At 58.8% G+C, this 25,709-nt stretch carries 30 protein-coding genes; 12 read left to right on the top strand and 18 right to left on the bottom strand.

Annotation, left to right across the window (positions count from 1 at the left end; all coding sequences use genetic code 11):
- Positions 1-3: 3 nt before the first annotated feature.
- From CKW14_RS15080 to CKW14_RS15070, 3 genes are read right to left on the bottom strand one after another with little or no spacing between them, the layout of a single operon-like run.
- Positions 4-561, bottom strand: coding sequence for a peptidylprolyl isomerase (locus CKW14_RS15080; RefSeq protein WP_095049280.1), 558 nt, complete (start codon positions 559-561; stop codon positions 4-6).
- 3 nt (positions 562-564) lie between these two features.
- Complete coding sequence (locus CKW14_RS15075) at positions 565-1,368, bottom strand: alpha/beta fold hydrolase (protein WP_095049281.1); 804 nt, start codon at positions 1,366-1,368, stop codon at positions 565-567.
- A 14-nt stretch (positions 1,369-1,382) separates the two neighbouring features.
- A complete protein-coding gene (locus CKW14_RS15070; RefSeq protein ID WP_007914443.1) occupies positions 1,383-2,306 on the bottom strand; it encodes a LysR family transcriptional regulator in 924 nt (307 codons plus the stop codon).
- 49 nt (positions 2,307-2,355) lie between these two features.
- Here CKW14_RS15070 and CKW14_RS15065 point away from each other — a divergent pair, with 49 nt between their 5' ends.
- The 3 genes from CKW14_RS15065 (at position 2,356) to CKW14_RS15055 (ending at position 4,642) form a co-directional block, all read left to right on the top strand.
- Positions 2,356-2,670, top strand: coding sequence for a 3-phosphoglycerate kinase (locus CKW14_RS15065; RefSeq protein ID WP_095125558.1), 315 nt, complete (start codon positions 2,356-2,358; stop codon positions 2,668-2,670).
- A 230-nt stretch (positions 2,671-2,900) separates the two neighbouring features.
- Positions 2,901-3,500: an FMN-dependent NADH-azoreductase gene (locus CKW14_RS15060; RefSeq protein WP_095049283.1), complete on the top strand. Its 600-nt coding sequence runs from the start codon at positions 2,901-2,903 to the stop codon at positions 3,498-3,500.
- Between the two features lie 284 nt (positions 3,501-3,784).
- Positions 3,785-4,642 (top strand): carboxylate/amino acid/amine transporter, encoded by an 858-nt coding sequence (locus CKW14_RS15055; RefSeq protein WP_095049285.1) that lies wholly within the window; start codon positions 3,785-3,787, stop codon positions 4,640-4,642.
- A 91-nt stretch (positions 4,643-4,733) separates the two neighbouring features.
- Here the strand turns inward: CKW14_RS15055 and CKW14_RS15050 are convergent, their stop codons facing one another.
- Positions 4,734-6,032, bottom strand: coding sequence for a mechanosensitive ion channel family protein (locus tag CKW14_RS15050; RefSeq protein ID WP_095049286.1), 1,299 nt, complete (start codon positions 6,030-6,032; stop codon positions 4,734-4,736).
- 191 nt (positions 6,033-6,223) lie between these two features.
- Between CKW14_RS15050 and CKW14_RS15045 the strand changes: the two genes are divergently transcribed.
- Positions 6,224-7,564, top strand: a complete 1,341-nt coding sequence (locus tag CKW14_RS15045; RefSeq protein ID WP_038358505.1) for a DEAD/DEAH box helicase — start codon at positions 6,224-6,226, stop codon at positions 7,562-7,564.
- 55 nt (positions 7,565-7,619) lie between these two features.
- Here CKW14_RS15045 and CKW14_RS15040 read toward each other — a convergent pair whose 3' ends face one another.
- The 4 genes from CKW14_RS15040 to CKW14_RS15025 all read right to left on the bottom strand — a co-directional run bounded on the left by CKW14_RS15040 (position 7,620) and on the right by CKW14_RS15025 (position 10,195).
- Entirely contained in the window at positions 7,620-8,219 is a 600-nt protein-coding gene (locus CKW14_RS15040) for a hypothetical protein (RefSeq protein WP_095125557.1), read from the bottom strand.
- Positions 8,220-8,231: 12 nt separating this feature from the next.
- Entirely contained in the window at positions 8,232-8,816 is a 585-nt protein-coding gene (locus tag CKW14_RS15035) for a papain-like cysteine protease family protein (protein ID WP_095049288.1), read from the bottom strand.
- A 262-nt stretch (positions 8,817-9,078) separates the two neighbouring features.
- Entirely contained in the window at positions 9,079-9,354 is a 276-nt protein-coding gene (locus CKW14_RS15030; RefSeq protein ID WP_064388340.1) for a hypothetical protein, read from the bottom strand.
- Between the two features lie 106 nt (positions 9,355-9,460).
- Positions 9,461-10,195 (bottom strand): thioredoxin family protein, encoded by a 735-nt coding sequence (locus CKW14_RS15025; protein ID WP_095125556.1) that lies wholly within the window; start codon positions 10,193-10,195, stop codon positions 9,461-9,463.
- 172 nt (positions 10,196-10,367) lie between these two features.
- Here CKW14_RS15025 and CKW14_RS15020 point away from each other — a divergent pair, with 172 nt between their 5' ends.
- The gene (locus tag CKW14_RS15020; RefSeq protein WP_095125555.1) at positions 10,368-10,760 is read left to right on the top strand and encodes a transcriptional regulator; all 393 of its coding nucleotides are present in this window, start codon (positions 10,368-10,370) and stop codon (positions 10,758-10,760) included.
- Between the two features lie 121 nt (positions 10,761-10,881).
- Here CKW14_RS15020 and CKW14_RS15015 read toward each other — a convergent pair whose 3' ends face one another.
- From CKW14_RS15015 to CKW14_RS15005, 3 genes are all read right to left on the bottom strand, one after another.
- Complete coding sequence (locus CKW14_RS15015) at positions 10,882-11,751, bottom strand: DUF6279 family lipoprotein (protein WP_095049292.1); 870 nt, start codon at positions 11,749-11,751, stop codon at positions 10,882-10,884.
- Between the two features lie 78 nt (positions 11,752-11,829).
- Complete coding sequence (locus CKW14_RS15010; protein ID WP_093438058.1) at positions 11,830-12,546, bottom strand: TorF family putative porin; 717 nt, start codon at positions 12,544-12,546, stop codon at positions 11,830-11,832.
- A gap of 205 nt (positions 12,547-12,751) precedes the next feature.
- Entirely contained in the window at positions 12,752-12,940 is a 189-nt protein-coding gene (locus CKW14_RS15005; protein ID WP_170844885.1) for a hypothetical protein, read from the bottom strand.
- 340 nt (positions 12,941-13,280) lie between these two features.
- On the opposite strand from CKW14_RS15005, the gene CKW14_RS15000 reads away from it, so the two are divergent.
- From CKW14_RS15000 to CKW14_RS14990, 3 genes are all read left to right on the top strand, one after another.
- Positions 13,281-14,117: a S1 RNA-binding domain-containing protein gene (locus CKW14_RS15000; protein WP_095049293.1), complete on the top strand. Its 837-nt coding sequence runs from the start codon at positions 13,281-13,283 to the stop codon at positions 14,115-14,117.
- Positions 14,118-14,220: 103 nt separating this feature from the next.
- Entirely contained in the window at positions 14,221-14,619 is a 399-nt protein-coding gene (locus CKW14_RS14995) for a DUF2177 family protein (protein ID WP_095125554.1), read from the top strand.
- Positions 14,620-14,867: 248 nt separating this feature from the next.
- The gene (locus CKW14_RS14990; RefSeq protein WP_095049295.1) at positions 14,868-15,800 is read left to right on the top strand and encodes a DMT family transporter; all 933 of its coding nucleotides are present in this window, start codon (positions 14,868-14,870) and stop codon (positions 15,798-15,800) included.
- Here CKW14_RS14990 and CKW14_RS14985 read toward each other — a convergent pair.
- Entirely contained in the window at positions 15,745-16,926 is a 1,182-nt protein-coding gene (locus CKW14_RS14985; protein WP_095125553.1) for an MFS transporter, read from the bottom strand. The two genes, CKW14_RS14990 and CKW14_RS14985, sit on opposite strands and share 56 nt — an antisense overlap.
- A gap of 104 nt (positions 16,927-17,030) precedes the next feature.
- Here CKW14_RS14985 and CKW14_RS14980 point away from each other — a divergent pair, with 104 nt between their 5' ends.
- Together CKW14_RS14980 and CKW14_RS30195 are read left to right on the top strand one after the other, a co-directional pair.
- On the top strand, positions 17,031-17,924 hold the full coding sequence (locus CKW14_RS14980) for a LysR family transcriptional regulator (RefSeq protein WP_095125552.1): 894 nt from the start codon (positions 17,031-17,033) through the stop codon (positions 17,922-17,924).
- A gap of 142 nt (positions 17,925-18,066) precedes the next feature.
- A complete protein-coding gene (locus CKW14_RS30195; RefSeq protein WP_007914492.1) occupies positions 18,067-18,195 on the top strand; it encodes a PA1414 family protein in 129 nt (42 codons plus the stop codon).
- Positions 18,196-18,299: 104 nt separating this feature from the next.
- Here the strand turns inward: CKW14_RS30195 and CKW14_RS14975 are convergent, their stop codons facing one another.
- From CKW14_RS14975 to speB, 6 genes are all read right to left on the bottom strand, one after another.
- The gene (locus CKW14_RS14975) at positions 18,300-18,548 is read right to left on the bottom strand and encodes a phosphopantetheine-containing protein (RefSeq protein WP_034153223.1); all 249 of its coding nucleotides are present in this window, start codon (positions 18,546-18,548) and stop codon (positions 18,300-18,302) included.
- A 43-nt stretch (positions 18,549-18,591) separates the two neighbouring features.
- Positions 18,592-19,317: an MBL fold metallo-hydrolase gene (locus tag CKW14_RS14970; protein ID WP_095125551.1), complete on the bottom strand. Its 726-nt coding sequence runs from the start codon at positions 19,315-19,317 to the stop codon at positions 18,592-18,594.
- Between the two features lie 86 nt (positions 19,318-19,403).
- The gene (locus CKW14_RS14965) at positions 19,404-20,783 is read right to left on the bottom strand and encodes a sodium:solute symporter (protein ID WP_095125550.1); all 1,380 of its coding nucleotides are present in this window, start codon (positions 20,781-20,783) and stop codon (positions 19,404-19,406) included.
- Between the two features lie 151 nt (positions 20,784-20,934).
- Entirely contained in the window at positions 20,935-22,437 is a 1,503-nt protein-coding gene (locus tag CKW14_RS14960) for a cytosine permease (RefSeq protein WP_095125549.1), read from the bottom strand.
- Positions 22,438-22,494: 57 nt separating this feature from the next.
- Positions 22,495-22,917 (bottom strand): nuclear transport factor 2 family protein, encoded by a 423-nt coding sequence (locus CKW14_RS14955; protein WP_064119611.1) that lies wholly within the window; start codon positions 22,915-22,917, stop codon positions 22,495-22,497.
- A 10-nt stretch (positions 22,918-22,927) separates the two neighbouring features.
- Positions 22,928-23,878, bottom strand: a complete 951-nt coding sequence (speB, locus tag CKW14_RS14950) for an agmatinase (RefSeq protein ID WP_003222717.1) — start codon at positions 23,876-23,878, stop codon at positions 22,928-22,930.
- Positions 23,879-24,170: 292 nt separating this feature from the next.
- On the opposite strand from speB, the gene CKW14_RS14945 reads away from it, so the two are divergent.
- Together CKW14_RS14945 and CKW14_RS14940 are read left to right on the top strand one after the other, a co-directional pair.
- The gene (locus tag CKW14_RS14945; protein WP_007914510.1) at positions 24,171-25,064 is read left to right on the top strand and encodes a LysR family transcriptional regulator; all 894 of its coding nucleotides are present in this window, start codon (positions 24,171-24,173) and stop codon (positions 25,062-25,064) included.
- 18 nt (positions 25,065-25,082) lie between these two features.
- The gene (locus tag CKW14_RS14940) at positions 25,083-25,679 is read left to right on the top strand and encodes a tRNA-uridine aminocarboxypropyltransferase (protein WP_095049301.1); all 597 of its coding nucleotides are present in this window, start codon (positions 25,083-25,085) and stop codon (positions 25,677-25,679) included.
- Positions 25,680-25,709: the final 30 nt, after the last annotated feature.

Raw genomic sequence — 25,709 nt, 5'->3', positions numbered from 1 at the left:
AGCTTAGTCGATGACTTTGGCCGACTTGATGAATACAGGGTCGGCAGGTACGTCTTTCATGCCGCTTTTGGTGGTGGTCGGCGAGTTGACGATGATGTCTACAACGTCCATGCCTTTGACCACTTTGCCGAATACTGCGTAGCCGTCGCCCTGGTCGAGGAAGTCGTTGTCCTTGACGTTGATGAAGAACTGGCTGGTCGCCGAATCAGGTACGGAAGTGCGAGCCATGGACAAGGTGCCACGAACGTTAGCCAGACCGTTTTTGTGTTCGTTCTTGATTGGAGCCTTGGTTTCTTTCTGCTGCATCTGTTGAGTGAAACCGCCGCCCTGGACCATAAAGCCCGGGATCACACGGTGGAAAATCGTGTTGTTGTAGAAGCCGCTGTTCACGTAATCGAGAAAGTTCTTGGTGCTGATCGGTGCCTTGACCGGATCCAGTTCGATTTCGATCTGGCCGTTGGTGGTGTCCAGCAGCACGTGCGGTGCCTTGGCCGGCGTGGCAGCCATCAGGTTGGCGGCAAACAGCACAGTACCAGCGGCGAGGGCGAGTTTTTTCAACATGGGTCAGTGATCCTGAGATTGAATATCGGCTGCGGCGAGGAACTCCAGCAGCGTTTGATTGAAACGTTCGGGTTGATCGAGCGGGGTGGCGTGGCGCGAATCGGCGATCACCACCAGCCGCGCATTCGGCAGCAGTTTTACATAGGTTTCTTTCAGTGCCACCGGTGTGTAGTCACGGTCGGCGCTGATGACGAGCGTTGGACAGGACACTCGGGAAAGTCGTTCCTGAACACCCCAGCCAACAATCGCATCGAAGCTGGCGAGATAAGCACGTTTGTCGTTTTTTGCCCAGCGTTCGGCCATTTTCTGTCGCAGATCCGCCTGTTCCGGTTTCGGAAAAAGTTTACCGCCGAGGGCTTTGCCGATGGTCGCGAGGCTGAGTACGCGCATCAGGCTCCAGCGTTTGAACCACTGCCAGTAGTCGTCGCGGCTGCGGATTTTGACTTCGGGTGCGCTGTTGACGATGGTCAGGCTCTTGAGCTGGTCAGGATGATCGACGCCGAACTGGAAGCCGATCATGCCGCCCATCGACAGCCCGACGTAGTGCACCGGGCCGAGGTTCAAGTGCTCGATCAGCGCCAGCATATCGGCACTGAAACCGGCGATGCTGTAGCGCTCGCGCGGTTTGTCCGAACGCCCGTGGCCGCGGATGTCCGGGACGATCACGCGGTAGTGCGCGGCCAGGGCCGGGATCTGCATTTCCCAGTCCAGTGTGCTCGAACCGAGCCCGTGAACCAGTAGCAACGGCGCGCCGTGGCCATATTCCTCGTAGTGCAGGTTGCAACCTTCATGTTCGAACCAGGCCATCGGTGAACTCCGTGTCAGGCTTGTTCAGGGGCGGCGAACGGTGCGTCCAGCGGCAAAGTGTCGAAGGTACGCAGCAGTTCGATGAGGATTTGCGTGGCCGGGCCCAGGGGTTTGTCCTTGTTCGAATACAGATAGAAGCTGGAGTTGCGGTTGCCGCCCCTGTCCAACGGTAGCAGCTTGAGCGAGCCATCCTTCAGCTCTCGTTCAATCATGTGGCGAGGCAGCCAGGCAAAACCGAGTCCGCTGCTGACGAACGTCGCCGCCGTGGCGAGGCTGCCAACGGTCCAGCGCTGTTCGGCGCCGAGCCAGCCGACATCCCGTGGTTGCTGGCGGCCGGAGTCGCGGATCACCACCTGCATCTGGGTTTCCAGATCCTGAAAGCTCAGCTCACGGTTGAGCCGGTGCAGCGGGTGATCGGGGTGGGCGACGGCGACAAACTCGACGTCGCTCAGCTCCGCGCCGAGGTAGCCGGGAATGCTCAGACCGGTGATGGCCAGATCGGCCACGCCTTCGAGCAGCACTTCTTCGACACCCGACAATACTTCTTCACGCAGACGTACGCGGCAGCCGCGACTCTGCGGCATGAACGCGGTCAGCGCGCGAACAATGCGTGCGCTCGGGTAAGCCGCATCGACTACCAGCCGCACCTCGGCTTCCCAACCTTGCTCCATGTGATGGGCGAGGTCTTCCAGTTGACTGGCCTGTTTCACCAGTTGCCGCGAGCGGCGCAGCAACACGCCGCCGGCTTCGGTGAGCACGGCTTTGCGCCCGTCGATGCGCAGCAACGGCACGCCGAGTTGGTCCTGCATGCGGGCGACGGTGTAACTCACCGACGATTGCGAACGGTGCAAGGCCTCGGCGGCCTGGGCAAATCCGCCGTGGTCGACCACGGCCTGCAATGTTCGCCATTGATCCAGGGTCACGCGGGGCGCTTTCATCAATAGCTCCTCTTGTCCTAAGCTGGCCGTCCCTCATGGAGACTGCCGAATGAAAAAATTCTGTTGTGTGCTGCTGGCGCTGCTTCCGCTGACTGCTTTTGCTTACCCGATCGATGTGCAGAAAGATCTCAACGGCATGAAGATCGATTACGAAACCTTCGACACCGATAACGACATCGGCTCGATTCGGGTGGCCAACTACGGTGATGTCGATGCAGTGTGCAAGGCCGTGTTCAGCAACGGCCCGGAAGCACCACGCACGCGCACGATCGAAGTGCCGGCCGGCAAACATAAAAACGCCACGGCCAAGTTCACCCGCGAGATCATCAAGCTGCGCATCAAACTGACCTGCACCCCGAAATAACGGTCGATCCCTTGTAGGAGTGAGCCTGCTCGCGATAGCGGTGTGTCAGATACATCTGTGTTAACTGACACACCGCTATCGCGAGCAGGCTCACTCCTACAAGGTGTGTGTCAGCATCTAAACGAATTATTCGATGCTTTGCAGCAATTATTTGCGCTTTTTCATCGATTCGACTCTGTTTAACCTTCATTCCATCGACCTACAACATTCTCGGATGGAGGCTACACACCATGTCCCGCGTTCTGATCATCGAAAGCAGCGCCCGCCAGCAAGACTCGGTTTCCCGTCAACTGACCCAGACTTTCATCAGTCAGTGGAAAGCAGCGCATCCCAACGATCAGATCACTGTGCGTGACCTCGCCGTGAACCCGGTGCCACACCTGGACAGCAACCTGCTAGGTGGCTGGATGAAGCCTGCCGAGCAGCGCAACGCCAACGAGCAAGCGTCGCTGGATCGTTCCAACGAATTGACTGATGAGTTGCTCGCCGCCGACGTACTGGTGATGGCCGCGCCGATGTACAACTTCGCCATCCCGAGCACCCTTAAGGCCTGGCTCGACCACGTGCTGCGTGCCGGCGTGACCTTCAAGTACACCGAAACCGGCCCGCAAGGCCTGCTCAGCGGCAAGCGTGCTTACGTGCTCACCGCTCGCGGCGGCATCTACGCCGGCGGTCCGGCCGACCATCAGGAACCGTACCTGCGCCAGGTCATGGGTTTCATCGGCATCAACGACGTGACCTTCATTCATGCAGAGGGCATGAACCTCGGTGGCGACTTCCAGGAGAAGGGCCTGAATCAGGCCAACGCCAAACTGTCTCAGGTTGCTTGATAGGTTAATCGCCAGATAATCCCCGATTGTTTAAGTGACCTGGCGCAACCCCTTCAAGGCTCTACGCGCATCGAACCTCCCTTTGCACTTGTTGCTCCTGAGTGCTGTAGCCCGATTGAACGCATTAGCGAGATCGGGCTTTTTTTTGCCTGTATTTTTTTTCGACGCAAAACTCCTGGTGGGAGCGAGCCTGCTCGCTCCCACAGGGGAATGTTGTGTTTCGGGCTATTCGCAGTGAGACCAGAAAACCGCTATCGTCGCCGCCATTCAAATTAGGGGCGAGCATGGGCTATCTACTTTTTGTCACGCTGATCCAGGCGTTTTCCTTCAGTCTGATCGGCGAATATCTGGCCGGTCATGTCGACAGTTACTTCGCGGTGCTGGTGCGCGTAGTGCTGGCGGGGCTGGTGTTCATTCCGTTGACCCGCTGGCGTTCGGTGGAACCTTCGTTCATGCGCGGCATGCTGATGATCGGCGCCTTGCAGTTTGGCGTAACTTACGTCTGCCTCTATCTGAGCTTCCGCGTGCTGACGGTGCCGGAGGTGTTGCTGTTCACCATCCTCACGCCGCTGCACGTGACGTTGATCGAGGATGCGCTGAACCGACGCTTCAACCCGTGGGCGCTGATCGCCGCGTTAGTGGCGGTGGGCGGGGCGGCGGTGATTCGTTTCGACAGCGTCAGTCCGGACTTCTTCATGGGCTTCCTGCTGCTGCAACTGGCCAACTTCACCTACGCGGCAGGGCAGGTGATGTACAAGCATCTGGTGGCGAAACACCCGAGCGATCTACCGCACTATCGGCGTTTCGGCTTCTTCTATCTCGGCGCGCTGGCGGTGGTGCTGCCGGCATTCCTGATGTTCGGCAAAGCCAACTTCCTCCCAGAAGCGCCGCTGCAATGGGGCGTGTTGCTGTTCCTCGGCCTGGTCTCGACCGCGCTGGGCATGTACTGGTGGAACAAGGGTGCGTGCATGGTCAACGGCGGCACGCTGGCGGTTATGAACAATCTGCATGTGCCGGTGGGGTTGCTGCTGAATCTGCTGATCTGGAATCAGCATGAGGAACTTGGAAGATTGTTCCTCGGTGGCAGCGTCATCCTTGCCGCCGTATGGATCAGCCGACTGGGCATCCGCCGCACTGCATGAACCCATGTAGGAGCTGCCGCAGGCTGCGATCTTTTGATCTTTAAGGTCAAAAGATCGCAGCCTGCGGCAGCTCCTACACGGGAATCGTGTGTTACATCAGGTGTTTTTGCGGCTCGGGAATGCTCGCCGCGCCAAGTACCGCCGGCAGCAGGCCAGAACGCAAATCCCCACCACTCGGCTGCTGATACAGGCTCAACCCGAACTCCGGCAGCACCGCCAACAGATAATCAAAAATATCCCCCTGAATCCGCTCGTAATCGGCCCACACCGTGGTGCGGGTGAAGCAGTAAATCTCCAGCGGAATACCCTGCGCCGTGGTCTGCATCTGCCGCACCATGCAGGTCATGTTCGGCTGAATCTCCGGATGACTCTTCAGGTACGCCAGTGCATACGCGCGGAACGTGCCGATATTGGTCATGCGCCGACGGTTAGCCGACATCGCCGCGACATTGCCCTGCGCTTCGTTCCACGCCTTGAGTTCAGCTTTTTTGCGGCTCATGTAATCGGTGAGCAGGTGCACCTGGGAGAGCTTTTCTTCTTCGTCGTCACGGATGAAACGCACGCCGCTGGCATCGATGAACAGGCTGCGCTTGATCCGCCGCCCGCCCGATTGCTGCATGCCGCGCCAGTTCTTGAATGACTCGGACATCAGGCGCCAGGTCGGGATCGAGACGATGGTTTTATCAAAATTCTGCACCTTGACCGTGTGCAGGGTGATGTCGACCACATCGCCATCGGCGCCGACTTGCGGCATCTCGATCCAGTCGCCGACCCGCAACATGTCGTTGCTGGTCAACTGCACACTGGCGACAAACGACAGCAGGGTGTCCTTGTAGACCAACAGAATCACCGCCGACATTGCGCCCAGACCGGACAGCAGCAACAGCGGCGAACGGTCGATCAGTGTGGCGACGATGATGATCGCGCCGAACACGTACAAAACCATTTTTGCCAGCTGCACGTAGCCTTTGATCGAGCGCGTACGCGCATGTTCGGTGCGTGCATAGATGTCGAGCAGGGCATTGAGTAGAGCGCTGACCGAGAGCAGCAGGAACAGAATGGTGAACGACAACGCCACGTTCCCAAGAAAGGTCATCGCGGTTTTGCTCAGTTCCGGCACCAGATGCAGGCCGAACTGGATGACCAGCGACGGCGTCATTTGCGCCAGGCGCTGAAACACCTTGTTGTGGCGAAAATCATTGATCCAGTGCAGCGCCGGCTGGCGGCCGAGCATGCGGCTGGCGTGCAGGATCAGGTAACGCGCCACTCGTCCGAGTACTAGCGCGATGACCAACAGCAGCATCAGCGCTAGGCCGGCCTGCAAAAGTGGATGCTGTTCGAGGGTGCCCCAGAGGTCCTGGGCGTTGAGCCAGAGCTGTTTGAAATCCATATGAGCAACGATTCTTCTGTAAGACGCGATGGGCGATTAGAGCATTTAAGACGCCGTGTATTACCGTTCAAGACAAATCGAGCAACAAAAAAGCCACTGATTACGTCCGTTTGTATAAAGAAACTCGGCCTGAGCGCTCGAAACCGGTAACCTATGCAGCTGTTTTTTTGCATATCTTCGAGGTAGCACCCGTGTTTTCCCAATTCGCCCTGCACGAACGCCTGCTTAAAGCTGTGGCCGAGCTGAAATTTGTCGAGCCAACGCCTGTGCAAGCCGCGGCCATCCCGCTGGCGCTCCAAGGGCGTGATCTGCGGGTGACGGCGCAAACCGGTAGCGGCAAAACCGCCGCTTTCGTTCTGCCAATCCTCAATCGCCTGATCGGCCCGGCCAAGGTCCGCGTCAGCATCAAGACGCTGATCCTGCTGCCGACCCGTGAACTGGCTCAGCAGACCTTGAAGGAAGTTGAACGCTTTTCGCAGTTCACTTTCATCAAGTCCGGCCTGATCACTGGCGGTGAGGACTTCAAGGTCCAGGCCGCGATGCTGCGCAAAGTGCCAGACATCCTCATCGGTACCCCGGGCCGGATGATCGAGCAACTCAACGCCGGCAACCTCGACCTCAAAGAAGTCGAAGTGCTGGTGCTCGACGAAGCCGACCGCATGCTCGACATGGGCTTCGCCGAAGACGTACAGCGTCTGGTCGACGAATGTCCTAACCGTCAGCAGACCATGCTGTTCTCCGCCACCACCGGCGGTTCCGGCCTGCGCGAGATGATCGGCAAGGTGCTGAACAACCCTGAGCACTTGCAGCTCAATGCGGTCAGCCAACTGAACTCGACCACTCGCCAGCAAATCATCACCGCTGACCACAATCAGCACAAAGAGCAGATTGTGAACTGGTTGCTGGCCAACGAGACCTATCAGAAGGCCATCGTCTTCACCAACACCCGCGCCATGGCCGACCGTATCTACGGCCGTCTCGTGGCTCAGGAATACAAAGCGTTCGTGCTGCACGGCGAGAAAGACCAGAAGGATCGCAAACTGGCGATCGACCGTCTGAAGCAGGGCGGCGTGAAGATTCTGGTCGCTACCGACGTCGCGGCCCGTGGTCTGGACGTTGATGGCCTGGATCTGGTGATCAACTTCGATATGCCACGCAGCGGGGACGAATACGTGCACCGCATCGGCCGTACTGGCCGCGCCGGTAACGACGGTCTGGCGATCTCGCTGATCTGCCACGGCGACTGGAACCTGATGTCGAGCATCGAGCGCTACCTGAAGCAAAGCTTCGAGCGCCGCACCATCAAGGAAGTCAAAGGCACCTACGGCGGACCGAAAAAGGTCAAGGCCTCGGGCAAAGCCGTTGGTGTGAAGAAGAAAAAGACCGACGCCAAGGGCGACAAGAAGAAAACCGCCGCCAAGACGCCGACCAAGCGCAAGAGCGTCAACCGTCCGAAGCCGGACTCGTTGGTGAGCAGCGATGGCATGGCACCGCTCAAGCGTCGCAAGCCAGCAGAGCCTGCGGCTGAGTAAGGCGTTTCTAGCGAGCATAAAAAACCCGGACAGTGTCCGGGTTTTTTTTCGTCCATCAGTTGCCGAGCTGGCCACTGGTGTCGGCATCAAAGCGCCGTTTGGCCTGATCAGCTACCGGTTTCAATGCTGCGAGCAAGGCTGCCTCGCTGTACAACCGCGTGACCGCCAGCTCCTTCGGCGTCGGCTCGATCGGGATCAGCACGTCATCACCGTCGGCGTGCAGCCAGATCGCCACAACATGCAGCGCCGAGACAAACAGCACGCGCAGCTCAACGTTTTTACCCTGCAATTGCGGCGCTTGTTCCGCCAGTTTCAGCGCACCCACCGTAGCGGCGGCGTGATCGCCGTGGTTCAACGAGGCGAATTCGACATGCCCGCGCACCTCGGCCAATTGCGCATCGGCAATCGTCACGCCGTCGGCAAACACCAGGTAATGCCAGTCGCCGAGGCGGGCATCCTTCAGGCCTTTGCCGCTGCTCAGGTCTTCCAGGTTCAACGAGTAGCCACGATAGGCTTCGCTGAGGCTGATTTTTGCAGGTGCTGCGTTGGCGAACTGGCGATTGGCGCCAAAGCCTTGGGTTTGCAGTGCCGCTTGCAGCGCCGGGCGCAAGGTCTGTACGCCGTTGGAAGGCGCCTTTGGATAAGTCAGTTGCATGATGTCGCCCTCCTAGTTTTTCACGGTGAAGTAAGTGTGAGTCCAATTGCCGCCGCCGTTGTAGGCGCGGGGGAACGCGTTCAGTGCGCGGGTCGAATAGCCGTAGATCGAGTCCGCAACCAATACGTAATCGCCGTTGGTGCCGTAGATCGTCAGGAAGTGCGCACCGCCGCCGTACCAGGCGCAGCGCAGGCCGACCGGGCGGCCCATGCTGATCTGGTTCTGGATGGCCGACATCTGTAGCGAGCCCTGATTCATGCCGTTGTAGCTACGGGTGGTTTGCAGAGCGGAATCCAGATAGCCGTAGACGTTGCACGGCCCCGGCTGATTGCAGCAGTTGCGGTCGAGCTGAGTGCTGGCCACGCCGCACTGCGTCCAGTTGCCGGTGCCGTAATAGTTACCGACCGAGGCGGAAACGGCCGCCCAGCACCAGTTGGTCTGGGTCTGTTTCTGCATGTTGAAGTTAAGGCTGCCGGCGGCGAGGGCGCTGATTTGTTCAGCGGCCTCGACTTCGACCAGTTGTGGGTCGAGCAGGTGACTGGCCAGGCACCTTGGCAGTGATTCGCCGGTGAATTGTGTTGCTGCTGTGGTTAACATTTTTCAATCCTCCATGAGTGAAAACAAGCGTCCAGCTTGTGTGGGTGTAGCGGTGTTGCCGAGCGATCGGTGTTCAGCGGTTGCCATCTCCGATGGCCGGTTCCGATCTCGTTGCTCGATGTAACCGTAGATGTGGATATGCGTTAATGCAAATAAATAAATGCATAAATGCATTTTCAGGGTCAAAAGATCGCAGCCTTCGGCCGTTCCTACAGGGATCGATGTAGGAGCTGCCGCAGGCTGCGATCTTTTAATCTGGCTTTTAGCTTTCCGCTTTTTTCTCCGCCGTGCCCAACTCTTTCAACCGTTGATCAATCAACTGACATTTATCCGGCAGATCGGCACTGGCCGTGCCCAGATCCATCTTCTGCAACTCGGCGTTGATCTCCTTGGCCTTGGCCGGATTCTGTTCGGTGAGCTTGGCGACTTCCTTGGCCAGTTGTTCGCGTTTGGCGGTGGCTTCTTCCGGCGTGCAGGCCCAGACGGGCAGGGCGCAGGCCAAGGTGGCGGCGAGGGTGAGCTTGATCAGGGTTTTCATGGGCAGGCCTCAGTTCCGGTTAAGGCGGGTTAACCGATTGAGCGGCGAAACTGGCGAAAAGTTCAGACTCTATGGGCGCGAGCAAGCTCGCTCCCACAAAAGGCTTTCAGTTACCGTGGCAGCAACTGGATTTTGTCGCTAGCTCATAGCGATCGTGATGCCGCACCCACTCCATGATCTCGTCTTCATTCCTGCCCTTGGGCGTGAGGTCGAGGTAGTTATAGGCGCCGACCAGCATGTCGAGACCGCGAGCGTAGGTCGAGTAGGTGTGGAAAATCTCCCCGGCCTCATCGCGATAAAACACACTCAACCCCGGCATTTCCTCCTCAGCACTGTCAGTCTTTTCGTAGTTGTACGTAGCCTTTCCCGCCGCGACATCCTCAGCCCGGGCACAAACGCCGAAGTCATAATTGAAGTCGCAACCCTCTGACGACACCCAGTCAAACTTCCAGCCCATCCGTTGTTTAAACGCCTGGAATTCGTTGAAGGGCGCATGGGACACAGCGACCACGGCGATGTCGTGATGGGCCAGATGCTGGTTAGCGCCATCAATGTGGTCACTGAGGAACGAGCAACCCTGACAACCTTCCTCCCAGTCCTTGGCAAACATGAAGTGGTAAACCACTAATTGGCTGTTTTTGCCAAACAGGTCAGCCAATTTCAACTCGCCGTTCGGACCCTGGAAGTGGTAGTCCTTGTCGACCTTCACCCATGGTAAGGCTCGACGCTCGGCGCTGAGGCGATCGCGTTCCTTGGTGAAAGCTTTCTCATGGGCCAGATGCTGCTTACGGGCGGCGAGCCATTCTTCGCGCGACACCACCGGATGATTCTCAACGTTCATGATGATTTCTCCTGCGGGGTTGAAGCCTGTTTCAGACTAGTCGTTTAACCCTGCGCAGGATCGACAGACCGCCGGTCGGTCGCTGCGGGAAATGCGGCTGAACGGCTGACAGCCACTCCGGTCACAACCTATGAACGCGCCATAAATCACGCGCACCGGAGGTTGGATCAGGATGACGACTTATAACTGGGATTTGATTGAACGCTTGCTGCACGAAGTGCAGAACAGTGCCGGCCATAGCTTTGCCCCTCGGGCTTACGCCGAAGATTATGCGGCGGCGAAAGCCAGCGCCGGCGAGCCGATCGAGAATCTGGATCATCTGAAAACGCTGGCTTGCGACTATGAACGGTTGTTGCTCTTGCGCGGCTATATCGCACCGCGCCCGGATGAGGAGGGCAGCACCGGAAACAATTTTGTTCTGACCCCGCGCGGTTCCAGCTTGCTGAGCCTGATCGACAGCAGCATTCCTGGCAATGATCACCCGCGTCAGGTGCTGGATGAGCAGGAGGATGCGCTGGCCGAGTTAACGTTTGATGAAGTGGCTTCCAAAGCCCAGATCGCCTGAGTTTACGCAGATCCCCTGTAGGAGTGAGCCTGCTCGCGATAGCGGTCTTCCAGTGACATCAATGTTGACTGGAAACCGCTATCGCGAGCAGGCTCACTCCTACAATTGGATTTAGGAGTCTTCAGGTTTTTTGCGCGGCCTTGAGGCATTTGAGGTCATTGAAATCCTTGCGAACCCCTTCAATCTTCTTCAACAACCGCTGCCGCTGTTGCGGCGTACTTTGGGCCATCAAATCCACCGCCAGAGAGCGTCCCTGCGCTTCAGTTTCGGCGAAGGCTTTGCGGTAATCGGCTGTCCATAAACTCTCGCGATTGACCAGAAGCGTCTCGATTCTCTGTGGGAATTCGGGGCTTTTGCGTTGTGCGACGGCTGCACTGAATTGCTTTTGCCAATGGGCCCGGTTGGCAATCCATTGGGTGTACTGATCGCCCAGGGCGGTCGACCACGTCATTACCCGCTGCTCTTGCGTGGCACTCAAGGGGCCGAGCCAGTCATTCAAGCGTTTAACCATTCGCGCGCCACGCTCGGCAATTTGTTGATCAAGTGGTGGTTTAAGGTATTCCTGCTGACGCTTGCGCAGATCCTTGGCAAACGCGTCATTCATCTCGGCCACTTGCTTGTCATCCAGCCCTTGCAGCAACTCGATTGCCGACGGGGTGATCTCTCGAGCGGTTTCGGCAATCGCCTGCTTTGCTTCCGCAGTGCGCGCCTGCAATGCGGCATCGTTGACCTGATTGGTCTCGACCATCGTTTGTAAACGATCCAGCCAGTCCAGGTAACCCGGCAATTGTGTGGTGCAATGCCAGTTCAAGTGATCCTTGAGCCGCTCGTTGAACCAGTCCTTTTGCTCGCCGTTCATGTCCAGATAGTCGCTGAGCGTCCATGGAATGATCACATCGAGGTTGCGATAGGCCAGGCCGACACGGCTGCAAGCGCCGAGGGCGAGGGTGAAAATCAGTAGTGCGGCGATGTGTTTGAACCAGCGAGACATGGGCGAATCCTTGCGTGAGCCTGGCTTCGAGGAACTGATTCCTATGTGAACGCAGAATGAACCCGGCAGTTCAGCCAATCAATAGAACGCGCGCGCAGCCTTGAGGGTGACGAGGCCGTCGCACTCGCTGTTGTGCCCGGAGTAGGCCGAACAATCGCTGCCGCTGAGACTGGAGTCGCTGTAGATCAGATCGAGGTCGACGCCCATGAATGGTCGGGACAATTTCACCGACCAATCGGTAAAACTGCCGACATAACCACCGTCCACGGCCACTGGCGTGTTCAGTTGGTGGGTGGTGTATTTCATGCTGACGCCGATGCCGAATGGCTGGTTGCCGCCAAGATCGGCAAACAACGTGTTGTTCTGTTTATCCGGGTCATTGCTGAAGGCCACGCCGAAACGACTGCCGAGCAAGGTCAGGCCACCGAACAGCTCCTGGCTGTCGAGAGTGTCTACCTTGGGATAGCTGTAGTGGATCATGCCGACTTCATAGCCGAGGGTCTGATCGAAAGGTTGTTTAAATCCGACGTAGGAGTCGATTTCGAGGTTCTTGCCCGGGGAGATGCCCATGCTCGGTGCGTACTGGCCGACATAGAGGCCGCTGTCGTGGCTCAGGTCTAGGCCGCCATGGAAGGAACCGACTGCCGCCGGTTTGACCAGGCCTTGAGCCATGCTGCGTGTGGGCGTGGTACCGAGTTTGAGATCGAAGTCGCCGAGTTCACGCTGGAAAATCTGCGCGTGCGCGGTCGAGCCGACTATCAGGCTTACGAGCAATAAACAGGAAGATTTGCGCATGCGTCACTCCATGAACAGCGAGCGCAGGAAGGCGGGCCTGCTGAAACGCTTGATCTAGACGCGTGCAAGGATACCGGCGAATGATCGGCATTGAAGGCCGTTCGTCGATTCACAAGGAATTTTGTTTAAAAAGGAGGGAGGTTACGCGGTGCCAGTCCAGGCGCTTCAAAGCTCAAAGCGCCTCTGGACGGGTGTAAAACCGGTGTTACTTCTTGCCCAGGCTGATCTGCTTGGACGGGCCGAATGTCTGGCCACTGACGCCTTTGGCAATTTGCTGAATCTCGCCACCAGACTTGAGAAACGCTGCGATCTGATCGTTGATCGATTCGCTGGTTTCAACGGCTGGAGCTGGCTTTGCTTTGCTGGAGGATGCTTTTACACGCATGGCGGCCATTAACCTGTAGAAAAGTAACTCGGCCAGGCATCGTACAGGAATAACTTGACAATTGCTTGGTAAATATCCCCCGGAATAACCAACCGCATTGCTGCATTATTCTCGATCCAATATTCGAAATATCCGGCTAACCTGCTGTTTTAAATAACAACATTTATGTGCGCGTGCATTGAAATATTCAGTCATGAGCGTTCGTGCCTGTCTGACGAGCGGCACCTCGGCCCGGCTGCGCCCGAGGAAAATCAAGGTGTTGAACCGGTTTCACAAGCGTGCCGATCTGTCACCCGACGGCCACGATAAAAACGGGTAGAATGCCGCCCACGCAATGAGGGTTCTGGAAATGGCTTTAGTCGGGCGTTACAACAGTTTGCAAGTGGTTAAACACACTAACTTCGGTTTATATCTGGATGGCGGTGCCGATGGCGAGATTCTTTTGCCTAATCGTTATATCCCAAAAGATATTCCGACCGAAGATGAAGATTGGCTCAACGTTTTTGTTTATCTGGACAGCGAAGACAAACTTCTCGCCACCACGGAAAAACCGAAAGTGCAGGTCGGCGAATTTGCCAGTCTGAAAGTCGTTGAAGTCAACAGCATCGGTGTGTTCCTCGATTGGGGGCTGCCGAAGGATCTGTTGCTGCCGTATTCCGAAGAGAAGCGCCAGATGACCGCCGGCGAATACTGCGTGGTGCATGTCTACCTCGACAAGCACACCCGCCGTATCACCGCCACTGCGCGACTGGATCGCTACCTCGACAAGACTCCGGCCAATTACAGTCAGGGTCAGGAAGTTGATCTGCTGGTTGCCGAAGCCACCGACATGGGCTTCAAGGCGATCATCAACAACAAGCACTGGGGTTTGATTCACAAGAACGAAATCTTCAAGTTCATGCGCGCCGGCATGAGCGAGAAGGGCTACATCAAGGAAGTGCGTGCCGACGGCAAGATCGCCCTGAGCTTGCAACCGGTTGGCCAGGAAGCGGCGAGCAGCCTGAACTCGAAGATCCTCGCCAAGTTGCGTGACAACAGCGGCACGTTGCCGGTCAGCGACAAGAGCGATCCAGCATTGATCAGCAGCCTGTTCGGCGTCAGCAAGGGCAACTTCAAGAAGGCCATCGGTGCGCTGTACAAGGAAGGCAAAATCGTCATTCACGCCGATCGTATTGAACTAACCTGAGACACCGCTGGCCCCATGTAGGAGCTGCCGAAGACTGCGATCTTTTGACTTTGAAGATCAACGGATCGCAGCCTTCGGCAGCTCCTACATGAGGGCGGGTGTGATGAAGAAGTCTCTGGTTGCCTATGTTGCGACGCTGATTGCGTTTCTGTTGCTCGACGGTATCTGGCTCGGCCTGTTGATGGCGCCGACCTATCGCGAACTGCTCGGCCCGCTGATGCTCGAAAAACCGCTGCTGATTCCTGCAGCGGTTTTTTATTGCCTGTATGTTTTTGGCTGCGTGGTGTTTGTGGTGTTGCCGGCGGCGACCTGGCAGTGGGCGGCGAAGCGGGGCGCGTTGTTGGGACTGGTGGCTTATGGCACCTATGACCTGACCAATTGGGCGACGTTGCGTGGCTGGTCGGTGCAGGTGACGCTGATGGATTGGGCGTGGGGGACGTTTGCTACTGCTGTGGCTTGTAGCGTCGGGTTTTTGTTGGCGAGGCGGTTTGGCAAGGTCTGATCCGAAATGCAGGTAAGCCATGCCGGCCTCTTCGCGAGCAGGCTCGCTCCCACAGGGGAACGCATTCCAAAGTGGGAGCGAGCTCGTTCGCGAATGGCGGCGTAGCCGATAGCCATTCACCACTGGCGCCAATGAAGCACAAAATGTCTTTTCCAGACGGCTTTTTGCGCCCGAGTCATTGATAATCCTCGACACTGTTTTCTGACCATTGGATGGCCTGCCATGTTGTGTGTATTCGAGGTGTTGCGGTGAGTGTCGAGCGGCGCAATGCCGACAGATTTGCCCTGCAAGTGATGATCGGCCTCTGCCTGATCTGGGGCGTGCAACAGGTGATGATCAAGTGGGCCGCAGCGGACATCGCGCCGGTGATGCAAGCGGCGGGGCGCTCGGGAATTTCCGCGTTGCTGGTCGGTTTGCTGATCTGCTGGAAAGGTGGCTGGGATCAGGTCGGTACGACCTGGCGTGGTGGCCTGCTGGCCGGTGCGCTGTTTGGTCTGGAGTTTTTTTTCATCGCCGAAGGCTTGCAACTGACCACTGCTGCGCACATGTCGGTGTTCCTCTACACCGCACCGATTTTCACCGCGTTGGGTGTGCACTTTCTGCTGGCCAGTGAGCGACTGCGGCCGCTGCAATGGCTTGGCATCCTGCTCGCCTTCATCGGCATCGCGATTGCCTTTGCCGGCGGTGTGTCGTGGGACAACCTCGACCGGCGCATGCTGCTCGGCGATGCCTTTGGCGTGTTGGCTGGCGCCTGTTGGGGCGCGACTACGGTGGTGGTGCGCGCATCACGGCTGTCGGAAGCACCGGTGACGCTGACCCTGTTCTATCAATTGATCGTCGGCTTCATCGGGCTGCTCTTGATTGCGCTGTTCAGCGGCCAGATCACCCACGTCAGCCTGACCACCGTGGCGGTGGCCAGCGTGTTGTTCCAGGGCCTGGTGGTATCGTTCTTCAGCTACCTGATCTGGTTCTGGTTGCTGCGCCGTTATCTGGCAGCCAACCTCGCGGTGTTTTCGTTCATGACGCCGCTGTTCGGCGTGACCTTTGGCGTGTTGCTGCTCGGCGAACAGTTGACTGTGAACTTCGTCGTTGGCGCTGTACTGGTGCTGCTCGGCATCACTTTTGTCAGCGCCGAGCAGTGGCTGCGTCGGCGTTTGCGCAAAGCGCTGGGCCAGCGCTAGTCGACTGCATCGCCAGACCGCCGGCAATCAACAATCCGCTGCCGGCGATGACCAATGCTGGCTGCAAACCGCCGCTGAAATGGCTGCTCAACGCCGCCAGCAACGGGCCGCTGAGTTGGCCGACGGCGAAGCACGCGGTGAGCATGCCGGCATTGCGTTGGGTGGCATGCGGCGCCAGTTCCCGCGAGCGTTGCATGACCAGTTGCATGCAGGCGAGGAACGGTGTGCCACAGAGGATCACGCCCAGTGCGAGGCCCAGGCCACTGCCGAGCAGACAGGCAAAGACACCGGCCGCTTGCAGCCACAACGTCGCCATCAACCAGTGGCGCGTCGTTTCGGGATCGTGACGCCGTAGACTCACCAGCAACACGCCAAGCGCCGCAGCCAGACCGAAGCACGGCCAGAACAAGTCCGCCTGCCATTGTCCGTGAAACTGCTCATTGGCCATCTGCGACAGGAATGTCGCCGGAATGATGTAGCCGACGCCGTACAGCGCATAAATCACGGCCAGCCGCCCGATGCCGCGATTCGATGGATTGCTTGCCGCCACAGCAACTGCAGCCGTTGCGACGGGCTTAGGCAGCAGTCGCCATACGCTCAGCATCATCACCAACGCAGCCGCTGCGTAAATCAGCCACAACGTCGCGGAAGTCTGGTTGAGAAGATGTGAGACCAGTGCCAACATTCCTGTCAGAAAAATCCCTAAGCCCGGTCCGGCGAATACCAGTGCGCCCAAACGTGGACGACCCGCTGCCGCTGCCAACGGTTGGCTTAAAGCCGTAATCATCACCAGCACCCAGGCACTCGCCACCCCGGTGCCAAAGCGCAGCACCAGGTGCGACCAAAAACCATCGGCCCAGAACGATGCCAGGGTCAGCAGCACACAGAGCCACAAGCCACCGTGCAGGCGCCGCTGAACCTGCTGCGGGCGATGGGCGAACATCGCGTCCACCGCGCCGAGCAAGTAACCGAGGTAGTTGGCCGCTGCAATCAGACCAGCGGCTGTCAGGTCGATCTGACCTTCGCTGAGCAGGTGCGGCATTTGCGGGGTGAGAGCGAAACGTCCGATGCCCATGGCCATCATCAGGGCCACGAAGCAGGCAGATAAGCGAATAAGCGGCGACATGGTCGGAATTCCGTGAGGGCTTCAATGACCGTCAGGCTAGGACTGATTGACTTTCTTTAAAATTGAATAATAGTGAGTAACTTGTTCTGTTATGGAGAAAGGTTGTGGAATTCAGCCAACTACGGATCTTCCAGGCCGTGGCCGAGGAAGGTTCCATCACCCGCGCTGCGGAACGCCTGCACCGCGTGCCATCGAATCTATCGACCCGGCTCAAGCAACTGGAGGAGCAGCTCGGTGTCGAGTTATTCGTCCGTGAGCGTCAGCGTTTGCAACTGTCGCCTGCAGGAAAAGTCCTGCTGGACTACACCGGCAAACTCTTCGCCCTGCGCGATCAGGCCAGTGCGGCGGTGATGGGCGGCAAACCCGCCGGTGACTTCGCTCTGGGCACCATGTACAGCACGGCGGCGATTCATCTGCCGGCGCTGCTGGCGCAGTATCACAAGCGCTATCCAGCGGTGAATCTGCAAGTGCAGTCAGCACCGAGTGGCGAGTTGCTGGAGGGGTTGCTCACCGGGCGCCTTGATGCCGCGTTGGTCGATGGCCCGCTGGAACTCGCCGGGCTCGACGGCGTGCCGTTGTGCGAGGAGCGGTTGGTGTTGATCACTGAAATCGATCATCCGCCGGTGCGCAGCGCGCGGGATGTTGAAGGGCGTTCGGTGTTCACCTTTCGTCGCGGCTGTTCCTACCGCATGCGCCTGGAGGCGTGGTTTTCGCACTATCACGCGACTATGGGCCGGGCGATGGAGATCGAGTCGTATCAAGGCATGCTCGCCTGTGTGATTGCCGGCAGTGGCGTGGCGCTGATGTCGGAGTCGATGCTGGCCAGTCTGCCGGGGCGTGACAGCGTCGCGGTGCATCCATTGGCCGAGCCATTTGTGGGTGCGACAACGTGGCTCATGTGGCGCAAGGGCATGGTCGGCGCCAACCTCAATGCATGGATTGAGGTGCAGCAGGCTGTCTATCCTGCGGCTCAGATTGAAACCCGAGAAACAGCCTGAACCAATGGCGGCATATTCTGTTCAATTCAGTAACAGATCATTGCGGATTTGGCCGAGCATTACGTAGGACTTCGGACTATTATCAGTGCGAAGCGGCCTCAGAATTCCGGCCGCTCAGCACCACCCTGAAGGGGGCATGACGATGAAAGAGAAAATTCAAAACTGGCTGCACGACTTGGGTGTTGCCCTTGGCTTGATCGAACCGCCTCTGCAACCTGTCCCGATCCGCACCGATGACGAGCAGCGCCGCCGTCAACAACGGCGCCGGTAAGCCCCCCGATCCGAGATCAAAGGATTCAGATCAAGAGATCGCAGCCTGCGGCAGCTCCTGCACGGATTAATGCAGGAGCTGCCGCAGGCTGCGATCTTTTGCTTTTAATGACGGCCGATCTCCAGTAAAAACCGGCTCAAGTCATTCGCGGTCTTCGCGGTCTTGAGCATGCGGTCTTCCTCGGCGGTAAACGCCGTCAGGCCGAATTCATCTTCCAGATGAAAGATCAAATCTTCTATATCGGCTTTCTCCAGGCCCAGTTGCACCAGACTGGTGTTGTCGTTGAATTCGCGGGTTTCCAACAGACGCCGGATATATCGGTGCACGGCGGCACGCACGGCAGCTCTTCTCATGGCAGATATTTCTGATTGTTGTTGTGCTTGAGTGAAGCAGGCCTCAGGCGTGGCCGCGCAACCACTCGTCAATCATCGAGCGCAAATGCTCCCCGGAAAAACTACCGAAGTGCCCGCCATGCACCGTGCGAATCGGCAACGCCTGCAAACGTCGCAGGCTGGCGGCGTAGTCCTCGAGATTCGAATGGTAGGCGTCTTCGATCAACGGTCCGTCGTAGATGATGTCGCCGCTGAATAACGTTTCCGTCGCCGCCTCATACAGGCTGATGCCGCCCGGCGAATGCCCCGGCGTGTGCAGCACCTGCAGCGTGCGATTGCCCAGATCCAGCACATCACCGTCCTCGACAAACCCGGTCGCCGGCGCGGCTTTGACCCGGTACTCGGCGTAGCACAACGGGCAATCCGGGTGCGCTTCGAACATGTCGTCGCCAACGAAAGCACGGCTCAAGTCGTTTTCGCCATCCGGCGCGGCCAGAATGTCCGCTTCGGCCGGATGCACCAGCCGTTCAGAAAATTCGTGATGCCCGGCGATATGGTCGAAGTGGCAATGACTGGCCACTGCCACCAGTGGCCGCTCGGTAATCCACGGCAACTGTTCGCGCAGGCTGACCAGTCCTGAGCCGCTGTCCAGCAGCAGGTCTTTGTCACGGCCCTGCACATGCCAGAGGTTGCAGCGGTAGAACGGGCGGATATACGGCTCGTGAATCAACCGAATGCCATCGCTCAGGTGCTGCACTTCAAACCACTGATCACGAGAAACGATCTTCATCGGTACTTTTCTCCAAGCGTAAAAAAACGAGTGTGGCAACCGACGCCACACTCGTCGAAGAAAGCATCAAGTCGTTATGTTTCAGCTTAGATCGCGCGGGCCACCGAGACAGGACGGCGCGAGGCGAGGCTGACCACCACGAAACTCACCAGACCCACCGCCAGGCTGTAGTAGATCGGCGTATTGGCATCCAGACCGTCCTTGAACATGAACAGCAGTGCGGTGGCGAAACCCAGGCCCATGCTGGCGATGGCGCCGGCGGTGGTCGCGCGTTTCCAGAAAATCGCACCGATCAGCGGGACCAGCATGCCGCCCACCAACAGGTTATACGCCAGCGTCAGGGCGCTGATCACGTCATTTACCACCAGCGCGATACCCAGCACCACGACACCGGTCAGCAGAGTGAACAGGCGGTTGACGCCCAGGCTCGACTGTTTGCCGCCACGCAGCTTCGGCAGCAAGTCTTCAGTCAGCGTGGTGGCGGCGGCGAGCAGGCCGGCGCTGGCGGTGGACATCATCGCCGCGAGTGCAGCCGCGATCACGAGACCACGGATGCCGTCCGGCAGCGACAGTTTGACGATGGCGGCGAAGGCGTTGTTGACGTTGTCCAGATCCGGGATCAGCACGTGTGCAGCCATGCCGATCAGCGCGCAGGCCAAGCCGTAGATGATGCAGTAGATGCCGGCGATGCTGCCGGCGTATTGCGCGACTTTGGCGGTCTTGACGGTGAACACCCGTTGCCAGATGTCCTGACCGATCAGGATGCCGAAGAAGTAGATCATGAAGTAGGTGATGATCGTGTCCCAGCCGATGGTGGTGAAGCTGAAGGCAGTCGCCGGCAGTTTCAGCACCAGTTCGTCCCAACCGCCGACGCGGTATAGGCAGATCGGCAACAGGATGAACATCAGGCCCACGGTCTTGATGATGAACTGGACGATGTCGGTGAGGGTCAGCGACCACATACCGCCGATCGCCGAGTAGATCACCACCACGCCACCACCGACGAGTACCGAAACCCAGAATGGCAGGTCAAACAGCACTTGCAGCACGGTGCCGATCGCCAGGATCGAGGTCACGCCGATCATCAGTGCGTAGGCCAGCATGATCGCCGCGCTCGCCGAGCGCGCCATCGGGTTGTAGCGTTTTTCCAAGACCTGGGTAACGGTGTAGATCTTCAGTTTCAGCAGCGGTTTGGCGAGGAACAGGTTCAGCGCAACGATGCCGCAACCCAGAGCCGCGCACAGCCAGAAACCGGAGATGCCATGCACGTAGCCCAGACGCACGGTGCCGACGGTGGACGCACCACCGAGCACGGTCGCGGCCATGGTGCCCATGTACAGGCTCGGGCCGAGGTTACGACCGGCGACGAGAAAGTCCTCGTTGGTCTTGGCCTTGCGCATGCCGAAGTAGCCGAGCAAGAGCATGCCGGCGGCGTAGATGAGGACGACGAATAAATCCAAAGCCATGATGGCGTGTCTCCGATTGTCTTTTTTATGTTGAGGCCAAAATCATTTCCCTTGTAGGAGTGAGCCTGCTCGCGATAGCGGTCTGTCAGTCACATCTTTATTGGATGTGCTGAAGTCATCGCGAGCAGGCTCACTCCTACAGGGATCTTCGTCAGGCGGCCTGACGCAGTTGAGGTTTTACTGCGGCTTCACGCCGGGCATCCTTGGGGCCGAACACTTCGCGCGGTTCCGGGAACAGGCTCAGCAGCGTCAGGTACACCACCGAAGCCAGGCCCAGGGTCACCGGCAAACTGATGTCGATGCCGCCGGCCATTTCACCCAACGGGCCAACGAACTGCCCCGGCAGATTGACGAAGCACAAACCGACCACCGCGCTCGGGATCCATGCACCAAGACCGCGCCAGTTCCAGCCGTGGCTGAACCAGTAGCGTCCGCCCTGTTCGCCACGGGTGAACACTTGCAGGTCATCCGGGCAGTAGAAGCCGCGGCGCACCAACAGACCGATGATCATGATCACCATCCATGGCGTGGTGCAGGTGATGATCAGCACGGCGAAAGTCGACACGCTCTGCACCAGATTCGCCGCAAACCGGCCGATGAAGATGAAGGCAATCGACAGCACGCCGATCAGCAGTGTCGCTTTCACTCGCGACAGCACCCGCGGGAACACGCTGGACATGTCCAGCCCGGTGCCATACAGCGAAGTGGTGCCGGTGGACATGCCGCCGATCACCGCAATCAGGCACACCGGCAGGAAGAACCAGCTCGGCGACACCGCCAGCAAACCACCGACATAGTTGTTGGCCGCGATGTAGTCCGGCGCCTTGATCGCGACGATGGTCGCGGTGGCCAGGCCGAACAGGAACGGGATGAACGTGGCGATCTGCGACAGCACGACCGCTGCCATGATCCGTTGTTTGGAGGTGTCACGCGGGATGTAGCGCGACCAGTCGCCGAGGAACGCGCCGAAGGAAATCGGGTTGCTCATCGCCACCAGCGCAGCACCGATGAACGCGGCCCAGAAGCCCGGCTGACCTAGGCTCACCGTACCGGCGTAGTTCGCATCGAAAGGACCGGCGAAGGCGAAGATGCCCAGCAGGAACAACAGGCTGGCGCTCCACACCGCGATCTTGTTCACCCACAGCAAAAAGCGGAAGCCGTAGATGCACACGGTCAGCACCAGAATTGCGAACAGACCGTAGGCCAGGCCCAGAGTCAGGTCGGTTTCCGGCAGACCGATCAGGCGTTTTGCACCGCCGATCAGCGCATCGCCCGAACTCCACACCGAGAGCGAGAAAAACGCGATAGCGGTCAACAGCGACAGGAACGAACCGACGATCCGCCCGTGCACGCCGAAGTGCGCACCGGACGACACGGCATTGTTGGTGCCGTTGAGCGGACCGAACAGACCCATCGGTGCGAGAATCAGCGAGCCAAGCAGCACGCCCGACACAATCGCCCAGACGCCGGCCTGAAAGGACAGACCGAACAGCACCGGGAAACTGCCGAGCACGGCGGTGGCAAAGGTATTCGAACCGCCGAAGATCATCCGGAACAAGTCCGTCGGGCCTGCGCTGCGTTCGTGGTCCGGGATCTGCTCGACCCCGTGGGTTTCAATCTGCGTAAGGCTTTGGTCGTTGTTGTTGTTATTCATGATCTGCTCCGATCATAAAGGCGCGCCTCATCGTGCGTGAGGCGTCACCTGTTTTGGCTAAGGGGATGGCAGCCCTTCCGGCATTGCGGACAAATGTTCGTGGCAGGCCAGCCAATGGCCTTGTTGTTCTAGGCTCGACGCTTGTTTCTTGAAAACAATCGTCTCGCGCTCCTGGCTGAAGTGTTGCTCCCCTTGCATGCGCAGCTCGGTGGCCACGTCATGGATGAAAATCGCCACATCACCTTGCAGGCTGACGAAGGCGTTGCTCGAGGTGCACGCAAGCACCTCGAAGCCATCCTCGGCGCGCCAGCTGTCCCACAAGGCCTGATAGGCATCGCGCGACAGCAGCGGCTGTTCGAGGGTGTAGAAAACGAAACTCGCATCGGCGCTGAAGGCGCCGAAGTAAGCTTCGCGATCGTTACGGGCGAAGGCGGCCACCAGATCGGCGGCCGCTTGCAGAACCTGATCACGTTCGTTCATGACCCGACCCTCAGCGATGGACCACGCCAGGCAGTACGCAGAGCATTTCGTACAGCAGGTTGGCGGCCAGCAGCGAGGTGTTGCCGGTGGTGTCATAAGCGGGCGAGACTTCTACCAGATCGCAACCGATCAGGTCGAGGCCTTGGCAGCCGCGAACGATTTCAATCGCCTGAATGGTCGTCAGACCACCGATTTCCGGGGTGCCGGTGCCCGGTGCCCAGGCCGGATCGATGCCGTCGATGTCGAAGCTCAGATACACCGGACCACCGCCGACTTTCTCACGCACTTCGGCCATCAGCGGCGCCAGCGACTTGTGCCAGCACTCTTCGGCCTGAACCACGCGGAAGCCCTGATCGCGGCTCCAGTTGAAGTCGTCCGCGGTGTAACCCTGCGCGCGCAGACCAATTTGCACCACGCGGTCGCAGTCCAGAAGGCCTTCTTCGACGGCGCGACGGAAGGTCGTACCGTGGGCGATCTTCTCGCCGAACATGTGATCGTTGACGTCAGCGTGGGCATCGATGTGCACCAGACCGACCTTGCCGTGCTTTTTATGAATCGCCCGCAGGATCGGCAGGGTGATGGTGTGGTCGCCACCCAGGGTCATCGGGATCACGTTGTGCTCGAGGATGTTGTCGTAGGCTTCTTCGATGATGCGCACGGCGTCGAGCAGGTTGAAGGTGTTGATCGCCACGTCACCAATATCGGCGACCGACAGTGAGTCGAACGGCGCAGCGCCGGTGGCCATGTTGTAGGGGCGGATCATCACTGATTCGGTGCGGATGTCGCGTGGCCCGAAGCGGGTACCGGGGCGCAGCGAAGTACCGATGTCGAGGGGCACGCCAACAAAGGCAGCGTCCAGGCCGGCAGCGGTCGGTACATGGGGGAGTCGGAGCATGGTGGCGATGCCGCCGAAGCGCGGCATTTCGTTGCCGCCCAGTGGTTGGTGAAGAATCTTGTCCACGGGTAAGGCCTCATCGTCTTTGTTTTATTTATGTCGGCGCGCCGTGGAGCACAGGTTCGGGCGCCGCTGTGGGGCCGATGATGCGAAATGTAGTGAGGGGAAAGAATCGCTACGGGCAAAAACTTAGTTCAGATTTTTCTAAACTAATGCCAGACTTCCACACCTGCTCGTTCCCATGCTCCGCGTGGGAATGCATCTACGGACGCTCCGCGTCCAGCCGTACTCGCAGGTGACGCAGAGCGTCACGGGCTGCATTCCCACGCAGAGCGTGGGAACGATCCTTGGAGTAGACATGGCCAACGCTTTACCCGACCTGAAACTATTACGCATTTTCGTCAGCGTCGTCCGTCATCAGGGTTTCGCTAACGCACAACAGGAACTCAACCTGTCGACCTCGGCGATCAGCACCTACATGAGCCAGCTCGAAGCCGCACTCGGCCTGGTGCTGTGCCATCGCGGCCGCGGTGGGTTCAGCCTGACCAGCAAGGGTGAGCTGTTCCATCAGGAAACCCTGCGCCTGCTCGCCGAACTCGAAGGTTTCGAGCAATACGCCGCGGCGCTCAAGGGCGAACTGCGCGGCACACTTAACCTCGGCGTGATCGACTCCACCGTCAGCGACAAGGCCTTGCCGTTCGCCGAAGCCATCGGCGCCTACAGTCAGGAACACCCGGCGGTGCATTTGCATCTGTCGGTGATGAGCCCTTACGAACTGCAACTCGGCGTGCAGGACAACCGTCTCGATCTGGCCATCGGTGCGTTTTCCACGCGCATGAGCGGCCTGATCTACATGCCGCTGTACCGCGAGCAGCACTGGTTGTATTGCAGCAGTCGCCATCCGTTATTCAACGAGCGGCGGATTCCCGAGCAAGTCATCACCCAGCAACGCATGGTCGGGCGCGGTTACTGGAGTCAGGCGGAACTCGCACGGCACGGTTTCAAACACAGCGCCGCGACGGTGGAAAGCATGGAGGCACAGCTGATTCTGGTGCTGTCCGGTGCCTACATCGGTTATTTGCCGGAGCACTACGCTCAGGCCTGGGCCGACAAGGGTGACCTGCGCGTGTTGCTGCCGGCGACCTTCGGTTATCAGGCACCGTTTTCGATGATCATGCGCCGGGGCCGTAGCCGTGAACCGCTGATCCAGACCTTCCGCGATTTGCTCAAAGCACAGCTCAATCAGGCTTAGCTTGTAGGGAAAAGAAGTATGTCCAGACCTCAATGCCCGCGCTGCCTGCGCCCCCAAACCCATTGCCTGTGCCCGCTGATCCCGAGCCTCGACAGTCGCACGCGGGTGTTGCTGTTGCAGCATCCGAGCGAGGTTCATCACGCGTTGAATACCGCGCGTCTGGCAGCGCTGGGGTTGAGCAATGCCGAGCTGATCGTCGGTGAGGTGTTCGAGGATTTGCCGGCGCTGTTGAACCGCCCGGGGTATCAGGCGCGGTTGTTGTTTCCGGCCGATGACGCGCAGCCGATGCAGGCTTACGGTGAGTCCGAGGAACCGTTGTTGCTGGTGGTGCCGGATGGCACCTGGCGCAAGGCGCGCAAGATGTTGCACCTCAATCCGTTGCTGGCGGCGCTGCCACGGGTGACGCTGGCCGAGGGCGGGGTGTCGCGGTATCGTTTGCGCAAGGCTCCGGGGCCGGGGGCGTTGTCGACCATCGAGGCGATTGTGCAGGCGTTGCAAACGCTGGAGGCGCCGGCTTCATTCGAGCCTTTGCTCAAGCCGTTCGAGGCGTTGATCGAGGGGCAGATTGCGGCGATGGGCGAGGAGACCTTCCAGCGTAACCATGGCGACAAATGATCGTTCCCACGCGGAGCGTGGGAACGATCA

It is taken from the genome of Pseudomonas sp. Irchel s3a12 (genome assembly GCF_900187485.1).
GTDB classification, from domain to species: Bacteria; Pseudomonadota; Gammaproteobacteria; order Pseudomonadales; family Pseudomonadaceae; genus Aquipseudomonas; species Aquipseudomonas neuropathica.
This window is presented reverse-complemented; position numbering and strand designations above follow the sequence as displayed.

Coding starts and splice junctions, on each gene's coding strand:
- CKW14_RS30195 (WP_007914492.1), top strand. CDS start 18,067: ATGAAAGAGAAAATTCAAAACTGGCTGCACGACTTGGGTGTTGCCCTT.
- CKW14_RS15050 (WP_095049286.1), bottom strand. CDS start 6,032: ATGGATTTCAAACAGCTCTGGCTCAACGCCCAGGACCTCTGGGGCACC.
- CKW14_RS15005 (WP_170844885.1), bottom strand. CDS start 12,940: ATGGCCGCCATGCGTGTAAAAGCATCCTCCAGCAAAGCAAAGCCAGCT.
- CKW14_RS15030 (WP_064388340.1), bottom strand. CDS start 9,354: ATGAAAACCCTGATCAAGCTCACCCTCGCCGCCACCTTGGCCTGCGCC.
- CKW14_RS15055 (WP_095049285.1), top strand. CDS start 3,785: ATGGGCTATCTACTTTTTGTCACGCTGATCCAGGCGTTTTCCTTCAGT.
- CKW14_RS15010 (WP_093438058.1), bottom strand. CDS start 12,546: ATGCGCAAATCTTCCTGTTTATTGCTCGTAAGCCTGATAGTCGGCTCG.
- CKW14_RS14945 (WP_007914510.1), top strand. CDS start 24,171: ATGGCCAACGCTTTACCCGACCTGAAACTATTACGCATTTTCGTCAGC.
- CKW14_RS14965 (WP_095125550.1), bottom strand. CDS start 20,783: ATGGCTTTGGATTTATTCGTCGTCCTCATCTACGCCGCCGGCATGCTC.
- CKW14_RS15000 (WP_095049293.1), top strand. CDS start 13,281: ATGGCTTTAGTCGGGCGTTACAACAGTTTGCAAGTGGTTAAACACACT.
- CKW14_RS15035 (WP_095049288.1), bottom strand. CDS start 8,816: ATGTTAACCACAGCAGCAACACAATTCACCGGCGAATCACTGCCAAGG.
- CKW14_RS15020 (WP_095125555.1), top strand. CDS start 10,368: ATGACGACTTATAACTGGGATTTGATTGAACGCTTGCTGCACGAAGTG.
- CKW14_RS15075 (WP_095049281.1), bottom strand. CDS start 1,368: ATGGCCTGGTTCGAACATGAAGGTTGCAACCTGCACTACGAGGAATAT.
- CKW14_RS14960 (WP_095125549.1), bottom strand. CDS start 22,437: ATGAATAACAACAACAACGACCAAAGCCTTACGCAGATTGAAACCCAC.
- CKW14_RS15070 (WP_007914443.1), bottom strand. CDS start 2,306: ATGAAAGCGCCCCGCGTGACCCTGGATCAATGGCGAACATTGCAGGCC.
- CKW14_RS15080 (WP_095049280.1), bottom strand. CDS start 561: ATGTTGAAAAAACTCGCCCTCGCCGCTGGTACTGTGCTGTTTGCCGCC.
- CKW14_RS14975 (WP_034153223.1), bottom strand. CDS start 18,548: ATGAGAAGAGCTGCCGTGCGTGCCGCCGTGCACCGATATATCCGGCGT.
- CKW14_RS15060 (WP_095049283.1), top strand. CDS start 2,901: ATGTCCCGCGTTCTGATCATCGAAAGCAGCGCCCGCCAGCAAGACTCG.
- CKW14_RS15015 (WP_095049292.1), bottom strand. CDS start 11,751: ATGTCTCGCTGGTTCAAACACATCGCCGCACTACTGATTTTCACCCTC.
- CKW14_RS14995 (WP_095125554.1), top strand. CDS start 14,221: ATGAAGAAGTCTCTGGTTGCCTATGTTGCGACGCTGATTGCGTTTCTG.
- CKW14_RS15025 (WP_095125556.1), bottom strand. CDS start 10,195: ATGAACGTTGAGAATCATCCGGTGGTGTCGCGCGAAGAATGGCTCGCC.
- CKW14_RS14985 (WP_095125553.1), bottom strand. CDS start 16,926: ATGTCGCCGCTTATTCGCTTATCTGCCTGCTTCGTGGCCCTGATGATG.
- CKW14_RS14970 (WP_095125551.1), bottom strand. CDS start 19,317: ATGAAGATCGTTTCTCGTGATCAGTGGTTTGAAGTGCAGCACCTGAGC.
- CKW14_RS15040 (WP_095125557.1), bottom strand. CDS start 8,219: ATGCAACTGACTTATCCAAAGGCGCCTTCCAACGGCGTACAGACCTTG.
- CKW14_RS15065 (WP_095125558.1), top strand. CDS start 2,356: ATGAAAAAATTCTGTTGTGTGCTGCTGGCGCTGCTTCCGCTGACTGCT.
- CKW14_RS14955 (WP_064119611.1), bottom strand. CDS start 22,917: ATGAACGAACGTGATCAGGTTCTGCAAGCGGCCGCCGATCTGGTGGCC.
- CKW14_RS14940 (WP_095049301.1), top strand. CDS start 25,083: ATGTCCAGACCTCAATGCCCGCGCTGCCTGCGCCCCCAAACCCATTGC.